Genomic DNA, 16,455 nt, shown 5'->3' on the forward strand with positions numbered 1-16,455 from the left:
CCCCCCTGAGTCGCCTTCGGCGCCATCCCCCCGGAGGGGGGACAACGCCAGCGGCCGGGCCAAGCCCACTCCGCGGCGTTCGCTGGCCTGGCTTGCTCCGCGGCCTTTTGACGTGGTCTGCTGCGCGGCCACTGGTGGGGCGCCCGATGGGCGCACGGCTTCCGGGCGCTGCCTCGTGATGACGGATCGGGACACGTCCGCGCTGATCCGCTGGATGCCGGCGGTGTTCGTGCTGATCTGGGCCACCGGCTTCATCGTGGCGCGCTACGGCATGCCGCATGCGCCGCCGTTCACCTTTCTGCTGATCCGCTACCTGCTGTCGATCGTCTGCTTCGGCGTCTGGATCGCCATCGCCCGCGTGCGCTGGCCGCAGACCGGCATGGAATGGATTCACCTGGGCGTGACCGGCGCGCTGATGCACGGCGGCTACCTGGGCGGCGTGTGGGCGGCGGTGAAGGGCGGCATGGGCTCGGGCCTGTCGGCGCTCATCGTCGGCATCCAGCCCGTGTTGACGGCCATCTGGCTGTCGGCCACCGGCACGGCGATGAGCCGCGTCAGCGCGCGCCAGTGGCTGGGCCTGCTGCTGGGCTTTGCCGGCCTGGTGCTGGTGGTGTGGCGCAAGCTCACGCAGGGGCAGGCGGGCGACCATGTGACGCTGGTCAACTTCTCGTGGGCGGTGTTCGCGCTGCTGTGCATCACCGCCGGCACGCTGTACCAGAAGCGCTTCGTCAAGCCTTGCGACGTGCGCACCGCCAACACCGTGCAGCTGCTGGCGGCGGCGCTGGTCACCGCGCCGCTGGCGCTGCTGGAACCGGAGGCCTTCCGCTGGAACGCGCAGTCGGCCGGCGCCATGGCCTGGTCGGTGCTGGGGCTCACGCTGGGCGGCAGCTCGCTGCTGTATTTGCTGATCCAGCGCGGCGCGGCAGCGTCGGTCACCAGCCTGATGTACCTGGTGCCACCCACCACGGCGGTGATGGCCTGGCTGCTGTTCGGCGAGCCGATCACGCTGACCACCGTCATCGGCATCGCCGTCACCGCCTTCGGCGTCGCTTTGGTGGTGCGACCGGCGGCCGTGTCAAGCCTCGGCAGGTGAACAAGCGCTTTTGCAGGCCGCCGGAATTAATGTGTCACAAGTTGGCGCGGCAAAACGCGGGCGGTTGTTGCGCTGGCGCACATGCAGGGTAGATACCGCCTTGGCAGTAGACAACTACGTCTAGAATGCATCGCTCGCTGACCGGGGTTATCGAGGGTGGCCGGGCGTTCAAAGCGCCGATCCATTCACCATCCGCCCTGTCGCGGGTATGCTGGCAAGGCAGGTTGGTTACACCGCCAACCCCGACTGAAGTCACAATCCGAATTCTTGAATCTTCTTGAGAGAGGGCACTTACGTGAACAAGACCGAGCTGATCGAGCACATCGCCAAGAACGCTGATATTTCCAAGGCTGCGGCCACCCGTGCCCTCGAGGCCACCATCGGCGCCGTGAAGACCACGCTGCGCAAGGGCGGCACCGTGTCGCTGGTGGGTTTCGGCACCTTCGCCGTCGGCAAGCGTGCCGCTCGCTCGGGCCGCAACCCCCGCACCGGCGCAACGATTAAAATCAAGGCCGCCAAGGTGCCCAAGTTCCGTCCCGGCAAGGCGCTGAAGGACGCGTTGAACTGATCTGCTCAGGCCAGTTCAGGTGGGGTGCTTAGCTCAGTTGGTAGAGCGGCGCCCTTACAAGGCGTAGGTCGGCGGTTCGACCCCGTCAGCACCCACCAGATCTCTACCGATCACGGCAAAGGCGAACCCCGGTTCGCCTTTTTCATTTCTCGACCGACTACACGAAGAGTCTCGCGCATGTTCGAATTCATCCGCCGGCACACCAAGCTCATCATGGGGGTGTTGTTCCTTCTGATCATCCCGTCCTTCGTGCTGTTCGGTGTGGGTGATTACACGCGCTTCAACGAAGGCGCGAGCAAGGTCGCCACGGTGGACGGCCACGCCATCACGCAGATGGAGTGGGACAACGCGCACCGCATGGAAACCGATCGCCTGCGCGCCAGCAACCCGTCGCTGGACGGCAGCCTGCTGGATTCGCCGGCGCTCAAGTACGCCACGCTGGAGCGTCTGGTGCGCGATCGCGTGCTGATCGCCGCGGCCAACCACGGCCACCTGATCGCCACCGACGCGCGCCTGGCCGCCGAATTGCAGCAGGACCCGACCATCAGCGCCCTGCGCCGCGCCGACGGCACGCTGGACATGGACCGCTACCGCCAGCTGCTGGCCCAGCAGGGGCTCACGCCCGAGGGCTTCGAGGCCAACGTGCGGCACGACCTGTCTTCGCGGCAGGTGCTGGGCGGCGTGGTGGAAACCGGCTTTGCCAGCCAGGCGCAGGCGGATGTGGCCATGAACGCCTTCCTTGAGCGGCGCGAAGCCCGCGTGGTGCGCTTCGCCCCGGCCGAATTCGCCGCCAAGCTGAACCCGACGGACGCCGAGCTGGAGGCCTTCTACAAGACCCATGCGGCGCGTTACCAGGCGCCGGAATCGGCCAGGATCGAATACGTGGTGCTCGATCTCGACGGCGTCAAGAAAGCCGTCAACGTGAGCGAGCAGGACCTGCGCACCTACTACGAACAGAACGCCGCCACCTTCGGCACGCCCGAAGAGCGCCGCGCCAGCCACATCCTGATCGTGGCACCCAAGGACGCACCAGCCGCCGAGCGCGAAAAGGCCAGGGCGACGGCCACCGAACTGCTGGCCCAGCTGCGGCAGGCGCCCGGCAGCTTCGCCGACGTGGCGCGCAAGTCCTCGCAGGACGACACCAGCGCCGCCAGCGGCGGCGATCTGGGCAGCTTCCAGCGCGACAAGGGCATCGACCCCGTGATCTCGCAGGCCACCTACGCGTTGGCCAAGCAGGGCGACATCAGCGATGTGGTCGAAAGCGACTTCGGCTACCACATCGTCCAGCTGACCGGCGTCAAGGCCGCCGCCGTGCCGCCGTTCGAGACCATGCGCGCGCAACTCGAGGAGCAACTGCGCACGCAGGAGGCGCAGAAGCACTTCAGCGAACTGGCCGAAGAATTCCGCAACGCCGTCTACGAACAGTCCGACAGCCTGCAGCCCGTGGCCGACAAGCTGAAGCTGCAGATCCACACGGCCGACAACGTCACCCGCACACCCGCCGCGGGCGCGACGGGTGTGCTGGCCAACCAGCGCTTCCTGGACGCGCTGTTCAGCGCCGACGCGCTCGACAAGAAACGCAACACCGAGGCGCTGGACGCCGGCGGCAACCAGCTCGTGTCCGGCCGCATCGTGTCGCACAGCGCAGCGCACGCCCGTCCGTTCACCGAGGTGCGCGACGAAGTGCGTGCGGCCTTCCTCTCCCAGCGCGGCGCCGAGCAGGCCCGCCAGGAGGGCCAGGCCCGCCTGAAGGCGTGGACGGAGCAGCCGGCGACGGCCACCTCGCTGCCCGCGCCGGTGGCGCTGTCGCGCGACGAGGCCCAGGGCCAGCCGGCTGCGCTCGTCGAGGCCGTGTTGCGCGCCGACCCCGCCAAGCTGCCCACCTTTGTCGGCGTCGATCTGGGGGCCGATGGCTATGCCGTGGCGCGTGTCGACAAGGTGCTGCCGCACGCCGAGCAGACCGCGGAGCTCGCATCGCAGAGCCGCCTGCGCTACGAGCAGCTGTGGGGCATGGCCGAGGCGCTCAGCTACTACGAATCGCTCAAGGCACGCTACAAGGCGCAAATCCTGGTGCCCAGGCCCGAAGCGCCGTCGGCCCTGACGATGGGGGCTGCGCCGGCTTCCCGTTGAGCGGTGCGATCCAGCAACAAAGGCGCCTTGGGCGCCTTTGTCATGGATGGTGGGGCGCTGTGGCAGCGGACAGCCCGCCGGGCACACCACGCGGGCGGCCAGCGTGGTGCAGACGTTGTGGCGCGCCAGTTAATAAGCATACATATCGTATTGACAATCGATAGTAAGCGTAGATAGCATTCGCCGGCGCGCCGGCAGGGTGCCTGCGGCGCTTTTCAATCCGAGGAGACGACAGGAATGCAGTTCTACAAAGATGGCTTCCGGGGTGGCAATCCCGACATCAAGCAGGCCGCGCCCAACCGCCGCAACCGGGGTACCAACGAGCCGCTGCCGGAGAAGGTGGACGTGCTGATCGCCGGCACCGGCCCGGCCGGCCTGTGCCTGGCGGCGCAGCTGGCACGCTTCCCCGAGATCGACACCATGATCGTCGAGCGCATGCCCAGCAACATCATCAAGGGCAAGGCCGACGGCATCAACACGCGCACCATGGAGATGTTCCAGGCCTTCGGCTTCGCCGACAAGGTCAAGCGCGAGACCTACTGGGTCAACCAGACCGCGTTCTGGATGCCCGACCCGGCCAACCCCGCGCACATCAAGCGCGTCGGCCGCGTGCAGGACGTGGCCGACGACAGCTCGGAGATGCCGCACATCCTCATCAACCAGGCGCGGCTGCACGAGCTGTTCCTGGAGGTGATGCAGAACTCGCCCTCGCGCCTGGCGCCCGACTACGGCTGGGAACTGGTCAGCGTGGCCGTGGACGAAACCACCGACGACCACCCCGTGACGGTGACGCTGAAGGACGCCAGTGGCATCAACTGGTGGGCCACCCGCACCGTGCGCGCCAACTACGTGGTGGGCTGCGACGGCGCGCACTCGGCGGTGCGCAAGTCCATCGGCGGCGTGCTGCACGGCGACGCCGCCAACCAGGCCTGGGGCGTGATGGACATCCTGGCCAACACCGACTTCCCCGACGTGCGGCAAAAGTGCCTGATCTCCTCGGCCAACGAGGGCAACGTGCTGATCCTGCCGCGCGAGGGCGGCTACGTGTTCCGCATGTATGTCGAGCTGGACAAGCTGAAAGACGGCGAGAAGGCTGCCAGCCGCAAGTTCACGCAGGACGACATGATCGCGGCGGCCAACCGCATCATCGCGCCCTATTCGCTGGACGTGAAGGAGGTGGTGTGGTGGTCCATCTACGACATCGGCCACAGCATCACCGACAAGTTCGACGACGTGGCCGAGGGCTCCAGCCGCAACCCGCGCGTGTTCACCGCCGGCGACGCCTGCCACACCCATTCGCCCAAGGCCGGGCAGGGCATGAATGTGTCGATGCAGGACACCTTCAACCTGGGCTGGAAGCTGGTGCACGTGCTGCAGGGCCGCGCCGACGCCAGCCTGCTGCGCAGTTACTCGAAGGAGCGTCTGACCGAGGCCAAGCGCCTGGTCGAGACCGACCACGAGTGGGCGCGCATCATGTCGGCCCCCACCACTCAGGCCGAGCGCGACGGCAGCGAGGAGCCGCGCATCATCCGCCAGTTCAAGGCCAACCTGGAATTCACCGGCGGCACCGCGGTGAAGTACGACCCCTCCACGCTGTTCGCCACCGGCACGCACCAGGCGCTGGCCAAGGGGCTGGAGATCGGGCGGCGCTTCCATTCGGCGCCGGTGGTGCGCCTGTCCGACGCCAAGCAGATGCAGCTGGGCCACGTGGCCGAGGCCGATGCGCGCTGGCGCCTCTACGCCTTTGCGGGCAAGGCCGACAGCTCCAAGCCGGGCTCGGCCATCCACAAGCTGGCCGACTGGCTGCAGAACGACCCGAAATCGCCTGTAGTCAAGCACACCCGCCCCGGCGAGGACGTGGACGCGGTGATCGACTTCCGCGCCGTGTTCCAGCAGACCTTCGACCAGCTCGCCTACGAGGACATGCCGTCGCTGCTCAAGCCCAGAACGGGCAAGCTGGGCCTGCAGGACCACGAGAAAGTCTTCTGCGTCGACCACAAGGGTCTGGGCGACATCTTCGACATGCGCGGCATCGACCGCGAGCGCGGCTGCATGGTGGTGGTGCGCCCCGACCAGTACACGGCCCATGTGCTGCCGCTGGACGCGTTCGACGAGCTGTCGGCGTTCTTTGCCGGCATCCTGCGCTGAGCCGAGGAGGCTGGTAGCGCGGGTGGGCAGGCCACAGGCCCGGCCATGGCGCGAAAGGCTTTCGCGCCGTCGTCGGGGGATTGATCAACAAAAAAGCCTGCTGCCGTGGTCGGCAGCAGGCTTTGCGCAATTTTTGGGGTGGCTGATGGGACTCGAACCCACGACGACCAGAATCACAATCTGGGACTCTACCAACTGAGCTACAGCCACCGTCGGAAACCGCAGATTATAGCGCGCATCCGTGCGTTGATGCCGGGCACGCCGACGGCGGCGTTGCGGGCAGAAAAAACAAGGGGCCTTGTTCAGGCCCCTTGTGCTTGGGTTTCACGGGGCGGGCTGCGCCGCCGTGAGGTGGCGCGTCAGTCGCTGCTGCCGCCCAGGCCCAGCAGGGCGAGCAGGCCCTGGAACACGTTGAAGATGTCCAGGTACAGGGCCAGCGTGGCGCTGATGTAGTTGGTTTCGCCGCCGTCGATGATGCGCTTCAGGTCGTACAGCATGTACAGGCTGAACACGCCGATGACCAGGGTGCTGATGACCAGCATGCCGACGGTGGAGCCGACGAACACGTTGACGATGGCGCCCACGAACACCACCATGGCGCCGACGAACAGCCATTTGCCCATGCCCGAGATGTCGCGCTTGATGACGCTGGCCAGGCTGGCCATGACGAAGAACACGCCGGCGGTGCCGCCCATGGCGGTCATGACCAGTTCCGAGCCGTTCTTGAAGCCCAGCACCATGCCGATGATGCGCGACAGCATCAGGCCCATGAAGAAGGTGAAGGCCAGCAGCACGGGCACGCCGGCGGCGGAGTTCTTGGTCTTCTCGATGGCGTACATGAAGCCGAACGCGCCGCCCAGGAACACGATCAGGCCCAGGCCGCCGCTCAGGCCGCGGGTGATGCCGGTGGACACGCCCAACCAGGCGCCGGCCACGGTGGGCAGCAGGCTCAGGGCCAGCAGCCAGTAGGTGTTGCGCAATACCTTGTTGCGCTGCTCCTGGGAGACGATGGCGCCGGCGTCGGCGTAGTTCAGTGTGCGGTCATTCATGCGAGAGGATCTCCTTGTGAATCAATGGTTGGGCGACCTTGCGGCCGCCACCACGGCGACCATGCGGAACATTTTACGTAGAGTGTGTGACGCGGCGAAAAATTCCCTTCAAAATCAAATGGATGCGCGATGGGCGCACAGTGCGACTGGCGCAGCCGGATGGGATGGCCGCCACGGCCGGTGCCGGCGCCGTTCAGGCCGCCCTGTTTTCTTCAGCATGTTCAGTTGAGGACCCGCACATGAAAACCAAGTCCTTTCTTGAAGCCGCCGACGCCCGCGCCATCGTGGCCGCCGCCGAAGCCGCGGCGCTGAAGCAGCACTGGGCGGTGACGATCGCGGTGACGGACGACGGCGGCCACCTGCTGCACCTGCACCGCATGGACGGGGCGCCGCCGGTCAGCGCCCACATCGCGCCGGGCAAGGCGCGCACGGCGGCGCTGGGGCGGCGCGAGAGCAAGGTGTACGAGGACATGGTCAACGGCGGGCGCACGGCGTTCCTGTCGGCGCCGGGGCTCGACGGCCTGCTGGAGGGCGGCGTGCCGATCATGAAGGACGGCCAGTGCATCGGCGCCGTGGGGGTGAGCGGCGTGAAGTCGGCCGAGGATTCGCAGGTGGCGCGCGCCGGCATCGCGGCGCTGGGCGACGGGTTCTATTGAGAATTCCGTAATACATGACACGCTGCCGGCCCTCACCCCAGCCCTCTCCCAGAGGGAGAGGGAGCTTTCTTTGGCGCGGCACGCGCTGTCATGCTTTTAGAAAACGTCAATAAGTTGGCCGCTGCGCGGTCGCTATCAATAATCATAGCTGCTTGCGCTGGATACAAAAGGATTTCAGGTATAAAAGTATCTGAAATCCTTGTATATTAAGCGCAAGAAGCTATGAAAAATGATGTAGTCGTGGCGCTGTGGCGCGCTTGAGCCCCTCGGTAGTTCAGTAACTCAACCGCTCCGGCCGCACTTCCTGCAGGATGGTGGTGGCGATTTCCTCAATGCTCTTGGTGGTCGTCGACAGCCAGCGGATGCCCGAGCGGCGCATCATGGCCTCGGCCTCGCTGATCTCCATGCGGCAGTTCTCGATGCTGGCGTAGCGCGAGCCGGGCCGCCGCTCGGAGCGGATCTCCGACAGCCGCTCGGGCGCGATGGTCAGGCCGAAGATCTTCTTCTTGTGCGGTACCAGCGCGGGCGGCAGCTGCCGGCGCTCGAAATCCTCGGGGATCAGCGGGTAGTTGGCCGCCTTCAGGCCGTGCTGCATGGCCAGGTACAGGCTGGTGGGCGTCTTGCCGCTGCGGCTGACGCCGATCAGGATCACGTCCGCCCCTTCCAGGTCGCGGTTGCTTTGCCCGTCGTCGTGCGCCAGGCTGAAGTTGATGGCCTCGATGCGGTCGTGGTAGGCCTGGCTCTTGCTCACGTCCGAAAAGCGCCCCACGCGGTGGTGGCTGGTGATGCCGACCTCCTGCTCGATCGGCGCCACGAAGGTGCCGAACATGTCCAGCATCATGGCCTTGCAGCCACCCTGGATGATGCCCAGCACCTCGCGGTCGACCAGCGTGGTGAAGACGATGGGGCGCTTGCCCTCCAGCTCGCCCGTGTGGTTGACCTGGCGCACCGCCTGGTGCGCCTTGTCGGGCGTGTCGACGAAGGGCAGGCGCACGCGGCGCGGGGCAAAGTCGAACTGCGCCAGGATGGCGTTGCCAAAGGTCTCGGCGGTGATGCCGGTGCCGTCGGAGATGAAGAACACGGTGCGGTCGGGCATGGCGGGGGCTCGCTCCTTACAATCGGTGCCCATTATGCGAACGTGCTTCGCGCCGGCCACGAACAAGCACCACAAAGGCCCGTTCGACCCGCGTTCGCCCCGGTTTTCAAACTTAGGAGCTTTCCCATGTCTGCACTGTTCGAGCCGACCGCCCTGGTCGTGCCTTTCGAGAAACTGAGGATGACCGACGTCGAGGCCGTTGGCGGCAAGAACGCCAGCCTCGGCGAGATGATCAGCCAGCTGCCGCAGGGCGTGCGCGTGCCCACCGGCTTCGCCACCACGGCGCATGCGTTCCGCCAGTTCCTGGCGCACGACGGCCTGGCCGAGCGCATCAGCCAGCGCCTGGCCACGCTCGACATCGACGACGTGCGCGCCCTGGCCGAAGCCGGCGCCGAAATCCGCGGCTGGATGGAGGCGCAGCCCTTCCCGGCCGATCTGGAGCAGGCCATCCGCGATGCCTTCGCCACGCTGCAGGGCGGCAACGCCGAGGCCAGCTTCGCCGTACGCTCGTCCGCCACGGCCGAGGACCTGCCCGACGCCTCCTTCGCCGGCCAGCAGGAGACCTTTCTCAACGTCGTCGGCATCGAGCAGGTGCTGCACAAGATGAAAGAGGTGTTCGCCAGCCTGTACAACGACCGCGCCATCAGCTACCGCGTGCACAAGGGCTTCGCGCACGACGTGGTGGCCCTGTCGGCGGGCGTGCAGCGCATGGTGCGCTCCGACCTGGGCGCGGCCGGCGTCATGTTCACCATCGACACCGAGAGCGGGTTCGACCAGGTGGTCTTCATCACCAGCAGCTACGGCCTGGGCGAGACGGTGGTGCAGGGCGCCGTGAACCCCGACGAGTTCTACGTGCACAAGCCCATGCTGCAGGCCGGCAAGAAGGCGCTGATCCGCCGCAACCTCGGCAGCAAGCTGATTCAGATGGTGTTCGCTACGCCCGAGGAGAAAGCCGCCGATGGCAAGCTGGTCAAGACCATCGACGTGCCCACCGAGCAGCGCAACCGCTATTCGCTGACCGACGACGACGTGCTGGAGCTGGCGCGCTACGCCCTGGTGATCGAGCAGCACTACGGCCGCCCCATGGACATCGAATGGGGCAAGGACGGCGGCGACGGCCAGCTCTACATCCTGCAGGCGCGCCCCGAGACGGTGAAGAGCCAGCAGCAGGGCAAGACCGAGCACCGCTACAAGCTCAAGAGCAGCGGTGCCGTGCTGGCCGAGGGTCGGGCCATCGGCCAGAAGATCGGCACCGGCCCGGTGCGGCTGGTCAACGACATCAGCCAGATGGACAGCGTGCAGCCCGGCGACGTGCTGGTCACCGACATGACCGACCCCAACTGGGAGCCGGTGATGAAGCGCGCCAGCGCCATCGTCACCAACCGCGGCGGGCGCACCTGCCACGCCGCCATCATCGCGCGCGAGCTGGGTATCCCCGCCGTGGTGGGCTGCGGCGATGCCACCCACAAGCTGAAGGACGGCACCCTGGTCACCGTCAGCTGCGCCGAGGGCGACACCGGCCACATCTACGACGGCCTGCTGGAAACCGAAGTCACCGAGGTGCAGCGCGGCGCCATGCCGCCCATCGGCGTGAAGATCATGATGAACGTGGGCAACCCGCAACTGGCCTTCGACTTCGCCCAGCTGCCCAACGAGGGCGTGGGCCTGGCGCGGCTGGAGTTCATCATCAACAACAACATCGGCGTGCACCCCAAGGCCATCCTCGACTACCCGAATGTGGATGCCGACCTGAAGAAAGCGGTGGAGAGCGTGGCCCGTGGCCACGCCAGTCCCCGCGCCTTCTATGTCGACAAGGTGGCCGAGGGCGTGGCCACCATTGCCGCCGCCTTCTGGCCCAAGCCGGTCATCGTGCGCCTGTCCGACTTCAAGAGCAACGAATACCGCAAGCTGATCGGTGGCAGCCGCTACGAGCCGGAAGAAGAAAACCCCATGCTGGGCTTTCGCGGTGCCGCGCGCTACATCAGCGACGACTTCCGCGAAGCCTTCGCCATGGAATGCGAGGCCCTCAAGCGCGTGCGCGACGAGATGGGCCTGACCAATGTGCAGGTCATGGTGCCCTTCGTGCGCACCCTGGGCCAGGCCGAGCGCGTCACGCAGCTGCTGGCCGACCAGGGCCTGGCGCGCGGCCAGAACGACCTCAAGGTGGTGATGATGTGCGAGGTGCCCAGCAACGCCATCCTGGCCGACGAGTTCCTGCAGTTCTTCGACGGCTTCTCCATCGGCTCCAACGACCTGACCCAGCTCACCCTGGGCCTCGACCGCGACAGCGGCATGGAGCTGCTGGCCGCCGACTTCGACGAGCGCGACCCCGCCGTCAAGGCCATGCTGAAGCGCGCCATCTCGGCCTGCAAGGCGCAGGGCAAGTACGTCGGCATCTGCGGCCAGGGCCCCAGCGACCACCCCGACTTCGCGCGCTGGCTGGCCGACGAGGGCATCGCCTCGATCTCGCTCAACCCCGACAGCGTGATCGAGACCTGGACCCTGCTCGCGCAGTGAACGCCCGCCGCTGACCATGCCCGAGCCGCCGGTTGCCATCGAGAAGGAAGCCGGCGGCGCGTGGCGCATGCGTGCCGCGCTGCTGGTGGTGTGGGCGCTGGCGTCGTTCGGCGTGGCGTTCTTCGCCCGCGACCTGGACCAGGTGCTGGCCGGCTGGCCGCTCAACTACTGGCTGGCGGCGCAGGGCGCGGTGCTGGTGTTCATGGGCATCGTGGTGCTCTACGCCTGGTGGATGAACCGCGTCGAGGCCCGGCAAGCCGCGGCCGAGCGAAAGGACGGCTGAATTGGCCGACCCGACGCGCGCCTACGAGTGGCGGCTGCACCGCCACCTGGGGCTGTTCGTGGTCGGCTTCGTCGCCTTCCTGCTGCTGATGGCCTGGGCCGAGCGTGCCGGCCTGTCGCGCGGCTGGATCGGGCCGATCTTCCTATTCCTGTCGGTCATGGTGTATGCCGTCATCGGCATCTACGCGCGCACCACCGACCCGGAGGACTTCTACGTCGCCGGCCGCCGCGTGCCCGCCATGTACAACGGCATGGCCACCGCGGCCGACTGGATGAGCGCCGCCTCCTTCATCAGCCTGGCCGGCGCGCTGTACCTGCAGGGCTTCGGCGGCACCGCGGCGCAGCCGGGCGGGCTGGCCTACGTGCTGGGGTGGACGGGCGGCTTCTGCCTCGTCGGCCTGCTGATCGCGCCGCGCCTGCGCGCCATGCAGCTCTACACCGTGCCCGATTTCTTCGCCGTGCGCTTCGGCGGCCGCTGGCCGCGCCTGCTGGCGGCGCTGGGCGCCGTGGCGTGCTCGTTCATGTACGTGGTGGCGCAGATCTACGGCGTCGGCCTCATCGCCTCGCGCCTGACCGGCGTGCAGTTCGAGATCGGCATCCTGCTCGGCCTGGGCGGCATTCTGCTGTGCAGCTTTCTGGGCGGCATGCGCGCCATCACCTGGACGCAGGTGGTGCAGTACATCGTGCTGCTGCTGGCCTTCCTGATCCCGGTGTCGTGGCTGGCCTACAAGCAGCTCGGCACGCCGATGGCGCCGCTGGCCTTCGGCGAGCAGCTGCTCAAGATCGAGCGGCTGGAGACCCAGCTCATCGCCTCGCCGGCCGAGCAGCAGGTGCGCGCCATCCACCTGCAGCGCGCCAGCGAGTTCGCCGCGCGCCTGCAGAACCCCGCCGAATCGCTGGCGCGCGAGCGCGACCTGCTGGAAGAACGCATCCGCCTGCTGCGCGCGCAGGGGGCCGACTTCACCCTGGTGATGCAGGCGCGGCGCGAACTGGCGCACCTGCCGCGCGACGAAGCCAGCGCGCGCGAGCAGTGGACCCGAGCCATGCACGAGTCGCTGGAGCGCACCGAGCCGCTGGGCGGCCTGCCACGGCACACCCAGGCCTTCGCGGGAGACCCGCGCGGCACGTCGGAAGAGCGGGCCGAGTTCCAGCAGTCGCGGCTCAACTTCCTGGCGCTGATGTTCTGCCTGATGGTCGGCACCGCCAGCCTGCCGCACCTGCTCACGCGCTTCTACACCACGCCCAGCGTGGCCGACACGCGGCGCTCGGTGGCGTGGTCGCTGGGCTTCATCTCGCTGCTGTACCTCACCACGCCGGCGCTGGCCGCGCTGGTGAAGTACGAGGTCATGCAAGGCCTGGTCGGCAGCAGCTTCGACCAGCTGCCGCACTGGATCGCGCAGTGGGCGCGCGTCGACCCCGGCCTGATCTCGGTGCAGGACATCAATGGCGACGGCGTGCTGCAGTTCGGCGAAATCCGCCTGGCCGCCGACATGATCATGCTGGCCACGCCCGAACTGGGCGGGTTGCCCTACGTGGTGTCGGGCCTGGTGGCGGCCGGCGGGCTGGCGGCGGCGCTGTCCACCGCCGATGGCCTGCTGCTCACCATCAGCAACGCGCTGGTGCACGACACGGCGCCCATCCGCAACGGCGTGGTGCGCGTGTCCGACAACCGCGTCATCCTGACCAAGTTCGCCCTGCTGGCCGTGGCCATGCTGGCGGCGGCGGTGGCGGCGCTCAAGCCGGCCGAGATCATCTGGCTGGTCACCGCCTCGTTCTCGCTGGCCGCGGCCACCTTCTTCCCGGCGCTGGTCATGGGCCTGTTCTGGTGCGGCACCACGCGGCGCGGCGTGGTGGCCGGCATGCTGGCGGGCGCCGGGCTCACCCTGGGCTACATGCTGCTGGCCAGCCCCGCCTGGCGCGCCTGGTGGGGCCTGCCACCGGGCGGGCTGTGGTGGGGCATCCACCCGGTGTCGGCCGGCTTCTTCGGCGTGCCGGCGGGCTTCGCGGCGATTGCGCTGGTGTCGTGGTTCGACCGTGGGGCGCGGGTAAGGGGCGAGCGGGGCGATGCCGGCGTGGCGGGTGGCTCGCTTTAACTGGGAGTATCGGTTGTTAGCGCTTGTTTGACGGGCGCTAGCGGGTATCTATAAGGGGAGTATATGGCGGCGCCGTGGCTGCCGGGGCGCCGCGCTGCTCCATCCCTGTGGGAGCGGGCTTGCCCGCGATGGCGGCGTTCCTGCCCCCAGCCATCGCCCTATCGCGGGCAAGCCCGCTACTACAAAGAGAGGGGAGCCGGGCCGCGGGATGGCCGATGCGGCCGAGGTGGCGTCCGCGCCAGCATCCGTCGCAGGGTTTTGACTCCCTCCCCCGCTGGGGGAGGGCAGGGGTGGGGGCGCGGCGGTGGTTTGCAGGCTGCGGTGCGCTGGCCCCCATCCCAACCTTCCCCCAGCGGGGGAAGGGGCTTTCACGCGCCATCTGTCAGATCGTTCTCTCCATGCGGGCTTGTGTGGGAGCGGGCTTGCCCGCGATGACGGCGTTCCTGCCCCCAGCCATCGCCCTATCGCGGGCAAGCCCGCTCCTACAAAGAGAGGGGAACAGCGCCGCGCAATGACCGATGCGGCCAAGGTGCCGCCCGCGCCCAGCGCTCACCCCGGCACCGCGTCGTCCACCTGTTCGCCCAGAAAGCCGCCGCTTTGCCGCGCCCACAGCCCGGCGTACAGGCCGCCGCGCGCCAGCAGTTCGGCGTGCGTGCCCTGCTCCACGATGCGGCCGCGGTCCAGCACGATCAGCCGGTCGAGCGCGGCGATGGTCGACAGCCGGTGCGCGATGGCGATCACCGTCTTGCCCTTCATCAGCTCGTACAGGCTGGCCTGGATGGCCGCCTCCACCTCGCTGTCGAGCGCGCTGGTGGCCTCGTCCAGCAGCAGGATGGGCGCGTCCTTCAGCATCACGCGGGCAATCGCCACGCGCTGGCGCTGGCCGCCGCTCAGCTTCACGCCGCGCTCACCCACATGGGCGTCGTAGCCGGTGCGGCCCTGCAGGTCGGTCAGGTGCTGGATGAAATCGTGCGCCTCGGCGCGCGTGGCGGCGGCCACCAGTTCGGCCTCGCTCGCATCGGGGCGGCCGTACAGGATGTTGTCGCGCATCGCCCGGTGCAGCAGTGAGGTGTCCTGCGTCACCATGCCGATGTGCTGGCGCAGGCTGTCCTGCGTGACCCGCGCGATGTCCTGCCCGTCGATCAAGATGCGCCCGCCCTGCACGTCGTGAAAGCGCAGCAGCAGGTTCACCAGCGTGGATTTGCCCGCGCCGCTGCGGCCAATCAGGCCGATCTTCTCGCCAGGGCGAATCGTCAGGTTCAGCTTGTCGATCACCGCCTGGCTGCCGTCGCGGTACAGAAAGGTCACGTCCTCGAACCGCACCTCGCCGCGCGTCACCACCAGCGGCTTCGCATCGGGCGCGTCCACCACCGCGCGCGGGCGCGCCAGCGTGTTGATGCCGTCCTGGATGGTGCCCACGCTCTCGAACAGGCTGGTCATCTCCCACATCACCCAGTGGCTCATGCCCGACAGGCGCAGCGCCATCGCCGTCACCGCCGCCACCGCGCCCGTGCCCACCTGGCCGATGGACCACAGCCACAGCGCCGTGCCGCAGGCGCCCATGATCAGCGCCACGATCAGCGCGTGGTTCAGCGTCTCGAACAGGCTCACCAGCCGCATCTGCGCGTAGCCCGTGGCGCGAAAGTCCTCCATCGCCGCGCGGGCAAAGTGCGCCTCGCGCCGCGTGTGCGAGAACAGCTTCACGGTGGCGATGTTGGTGTAGGCGTCGGTGATGCGCCCCGTCATCACGCTGCGCGCATCGGCCTGCGCGCGGCTCACCGCGCCCAGGCGCGGCACGAACCACCAGCACGCCAGCCCGTAGGCAATGGCCCACAGCCCGAACGGCAGCATCAGCCAGCCGTCGAAACCCGCCGCCAGCACCAGGATGGTGAGCATGTACACGCCCATGCCGATCACCACGTCGGTGGTGGTGAAGATCATGTCGCGCACCGCCAGCGCCGTCTGCATGATCTTGGTGGTGATGCGGCCGGCAAACTCGTCGGCGTAGAAGGCCATGCTCTGGCCCAGCATCAGGCGGTGAAAGTTCCAGCGCAGCCGCAGCGGAAAGTTGATCGCCAGCACCTGGTGCTTGACGATGGTTTGCAGCGCCACCAGCCCGATCGACGCCACCAGCACCCCCGCCAGCAGCCACAGCGTGCCGCCGCGCGCCGCCCACAGCTGGCCCGGCGCCACGCTGCCCAGCCAGTCCACCACGTGGCCCAGCAGGGCGAACAGCAGCGCGTCGTAAACCGACGTGCCCGCCGACAGCAGCGCCATCAGCGCCACATGGCCGCGCAGGCCCGTGGTAGCGCTCCACACGAAAGCCAGGAAGCCCTTGGGGGGCAGTCCTGGCTCCGGGTCGGGGTAGGGCGGAAGAAGTTTTTCGAAATAGCCGAGCAAGGCCGCTGCGCGCAATCAAAGGACGCCGGCGCGCGCGCCGTGCGGGCGCTGCGCGCGTGGGTTCCTTATTTCTGGATGACGATCTTGCCCGTCTTCAGGTACTCGTCGAACTCCACCACCGGAATGGCGGCGTTCATTGGCTGGCCGTCCTCCTGCCAGCTCATCACCAGGCTTTGCGGCGCGCGCTCCAGCGTCAGCTGGTAATCGGGCTCGATGGTGATCAGCGGGCCGTCGCCGGCGCGAAACTCCAGCCGCCCCGGCGCCTTGGCGCGCGCCGTCTGGCCCGGCTGCAGGCCGTCCTGGCCGGGCACGTAGTCCAGCTTGTCGGGGTTGGTCACTGTGGTCATGCGTGTGCTCCAGAGGTTGCGGCCCCGCAAAAGGGCGATCCCGCCCATTGTGCCTGCGCGCGTGGCGCCGCCGTGT

Annotated in this window: 12 protein-coding genes and 2 tRNA genes; 9 read left to right on the plus strand and 5 right to left on the minus strand. The window is 67.9% G+C overall.

Annotated features, from left to right (window positions below; all coding sequences use genetic code 11):
* Positions 1–178 precede the first annotated feature (178 nt).
* The 5 genes from ACFSCU_RS06650 to ACFSCU_RS06670 all read left to right on the plus strand — a co-directional run bounded on the left by ACFSCU_RS06650 (position 179) and on the right by ACFSCU_RS06670 (position 5,939).
* Entirely contained in the window at positions 179–1,093 is a 915-nt protein-coding gene (locus ACFSCU_RS06650; protein WP_180551003.1) for a DMT family transporter, read from the plus strand.
* A gap of 295 nt (positions 1,094–1,388) precedes the next feature.
* On the plus strand, positions 1,389–1,661 hold the full coding sequence (locus ACFSCU_RS06655; protein ID WP_124862790.1) for an HU family DNA-binding protein: 273 nt from the start codon (positions 1,389–1,391) through the stop codon (positions 1,659–1,661).
* A gap of 22 nt (positions 1,662–1,683) precedes the next feature.
* Positions 1,684–1,759: transfer RNA gene (locus tag ACFSCU_RS06660), tRNA-Val, on the plus strand.
* Positions 1,760–1,838: 79 nt separating this feature from the next.
* Positions 1,839–3,791, plus strand: coding sequence for a SurA N-terminal domain-containing protein (locus tag ACFSCU_RS06665; protein ID WP_377560216.1), 1,953 nt, complete (start codon positions 1,839–1,841; stop codon positions 3,789–3,791).
* A gap of 237 nt (positions 3,792–4,028) precedes the next feature.
* Positions 4,029–5,939: an FAD-dependent monooxygenase gene (locus tag ACFSCU_RS06670; RefSeq protein ID WP_377560217.1), complete on the plus strand. Its 1,911-nt coding sequence runs from the start codon at positions 4,029–4,031 to the stop codon at positions 5,937–5,939.
* 134 nt (positions 5,940–6,073) lie between these two features.
* On the opposite strand, the gene ACFSCU_RS06675 is transcribed toward ACFSCU_RS06670, so the two are convergent.
* Positions 6,074–6,149: transfer RNA gene (locus tag ACFSCU_RS06675), tRNA-His, on the minus strand.
* A gap of 149 nt (positions 6,150–6,298) precedes the next feature.
* Positions 6,299–6,988 carry a Bax inhibitor-1/YccA family protein gene (locus ACFSCU_RS06680; protein ID WP_180551004.1) on the minus strand — a complete coding sequence of 230 codons (690 nt, stop codon included), beginning with the start codon at positions 6,986–6,988 and terminating at the stop codon, positions 6,299–6,301.
* A 239-nt stretch (positions 6,989–7,227) separates the two neighbouring features.
* Here ACFSCU_RS06680 and ACFSCU_RS06685 point away from each other — a divergent pair, with 239 nt between their 5' ends.
* Positions 7,228–7,644: a GlcG/HbpS family heme-binding protein gene (locus ACFSCU_RS06685; protein ID WP_180551005.1), complete on the plus strand. Its 417-nt coding sequence runs from the start codon at positions 7,228–7,230 to the stop codon at positions 7,642–7,644.
* Positions 7,645–7,918: 274 nt separating this feature from the next.
* On the opposite strand, the gene ppsR is transcribed toward ACFSCU_RS06685, so the two are convergent.
* Positions 7,919–8,740, minus strand: a complete 822-nt coding sequence (gene ppsR, locus ACFSCU_RS06690) for a posphoenolpyruvate synthetase regulatory kinase/phosphorylase PpsR (protein ID WP_180551006.1) — start codon at positions 8,738–8,740, stop codon at positions 7,919–7,921.
* Between the two features lie 126 nt (positions 8,741–8,866).
* Between ppsR and ppsA the strand changes: the two genes are divergently transcribed.
* The 3 genes from ppsA to ACFSCU_RS06705 are packed head-to-tail and all read left to right on the plus strand — an operon-like array spanning position 8,867 to position 13,632.
* Positions 8,867–11,257, plus strand: coding sequence for a phosphoenolpyruvate synthase (gene ppsA, locus ACFSCU_RS06695; RefSeq protein WP_180551007.1), 2,391 nt, complete (start codon positions 8,867–8,869; stop codon positions 11,255–11,257).
* 16 nt (positions 11,258–11,273) lie between these two features.
* On the plus strand, positions 11,274–11,540 hold the full coding sequence (locus tag ACFSCU_RS06700; RefSeq protein ID WP_180551008.1) for a DUF4212 domain-containing protein: 267 nt from the start codon (positions 11,274–11,276) through the stop codon (positions 11,538–11,540).
* Between the two features lies 1 nt (position 11,541).
* A complete protein-coding gene (locus ACFSCU_RS06705) occupies positions 11,542–13,632 on the plus strand; it encodes a VC_2705 family sodium/solute symporter (protein WP_257645809.1) in 2,091 nt (696 codons plus the stop codon).
* Positions 13,633–14,181: 549 nt separating this feature from the next.
* Here the strand turns inward: ACFSCU_RS06705 and ACFSCU_RS06710 are convergent.
* Together ACFSCU_RS06710 and ACFSCU_RS06715 are read right to left on the minus strand one after the other, a co-directional pair.
* A complete protein-coding gene (locus tag ACFSCU_RS06710) occupies positions 14,182–16,032 on the minus strand; it encodes an ABC transporter ATP-binding protein (protein ID WP_377560219.1) in 1,851 nt (616 codons plus the stop codon).
* A gap of 65 nt (positions 16,033–16,097) precedes the next feature.
* Positions 16,098–16,379, minus strand: coding sequence for a hypothetical protein (locus tag ACFSCU_RS06715; RefSeq protein WP_257645810.1), 282 nt, complete (start codon positions 16,377–16,379; stop codon positions 16,098–16,100).
* Between the last annotated feature and the right edge of the window lie 76 nt (positions 16,380–16,455).

The sequence above is a fragment of the Ottowia beijingensis genome (assembly GCF_042680925.1).
Lineage (GTDB): Bacteria > Pseudomonadota > Gammaproteobacteria > Burkholderiales > Burkholderiaceae_C > Ottowia > Ottowia beijingensis.

What these genes read in the sequence shown, in the direction of transcription:
- ACFSCU_RS06650 (WP_180551003.1), top strand. Translation starts at nt 179, where the DNA reads ATGACGGATCGGGACACGTCCGCGCTGATCCGCTGGATGCCGGCGGTG.
- ACFSCU_RS06665 (WP_377560216.1), top strand. Translation starts at nt 1,839, where the DNA reads ATGTTCGAATTCATCCGCCGGCACACCAAGCTCATCATGGGGGTGTTG.
- ACFSCU_RS06670 (WP_377560217.1), top strand. Translation starts at nt 4,029, where the DNA reads ATGCAGTTCTACAAAGATGGCTTCCGGGGTGGCAATCCCGACATCAAG.
- ACFSCU_RS06680 (WP_180551004.1), bottom strand. Translation starts at nt 6,988, where the DNA reads ATGAATGACCGCACACTGAACTACGCCGACGCCGGCGCCATCGTCTCC.
- ACFSCU_RS06685 (WP_180551005.1), top strand. Translation starts at nt 7,228, where the DNA reads ATGAAAACCAAGTCCTTTCTTGAAGCCGCCGACGCCCGCGCCATCGTG.
- ppsR (WP_180551006.1), bottom strand. Translation starts at nt 8,740, where the DNA reads ATGCCCGACCGCACCGTGTTCTTCATCTCCGACGGCACCGGCATCACC.
- ppsA (WP_180551007.1), top strand. Translation starts at nt 8,867, where the DNA reads ATGTCTGCACTGTTCGAGCCGACCGCCCTGGTCGTGCCTTTCGAGAAA.
- ACFSCU_RS06700 (WP_180551008.1), top strand. Translation starts at nt 11,274, where the DNA reads ATGCCCGAGCCGCCGGTTGCCATCGAGAAGGAAGCCGGCGGCGCGTGG.
- ACFSCU_RS06715 (WP_257645810.1), bottom strand. Translation starts at nt 16,379, where the DNA reads ATGACCACAGTGACCAACCCCGACAAGCTGGACTACGTGCCCGGCCAG.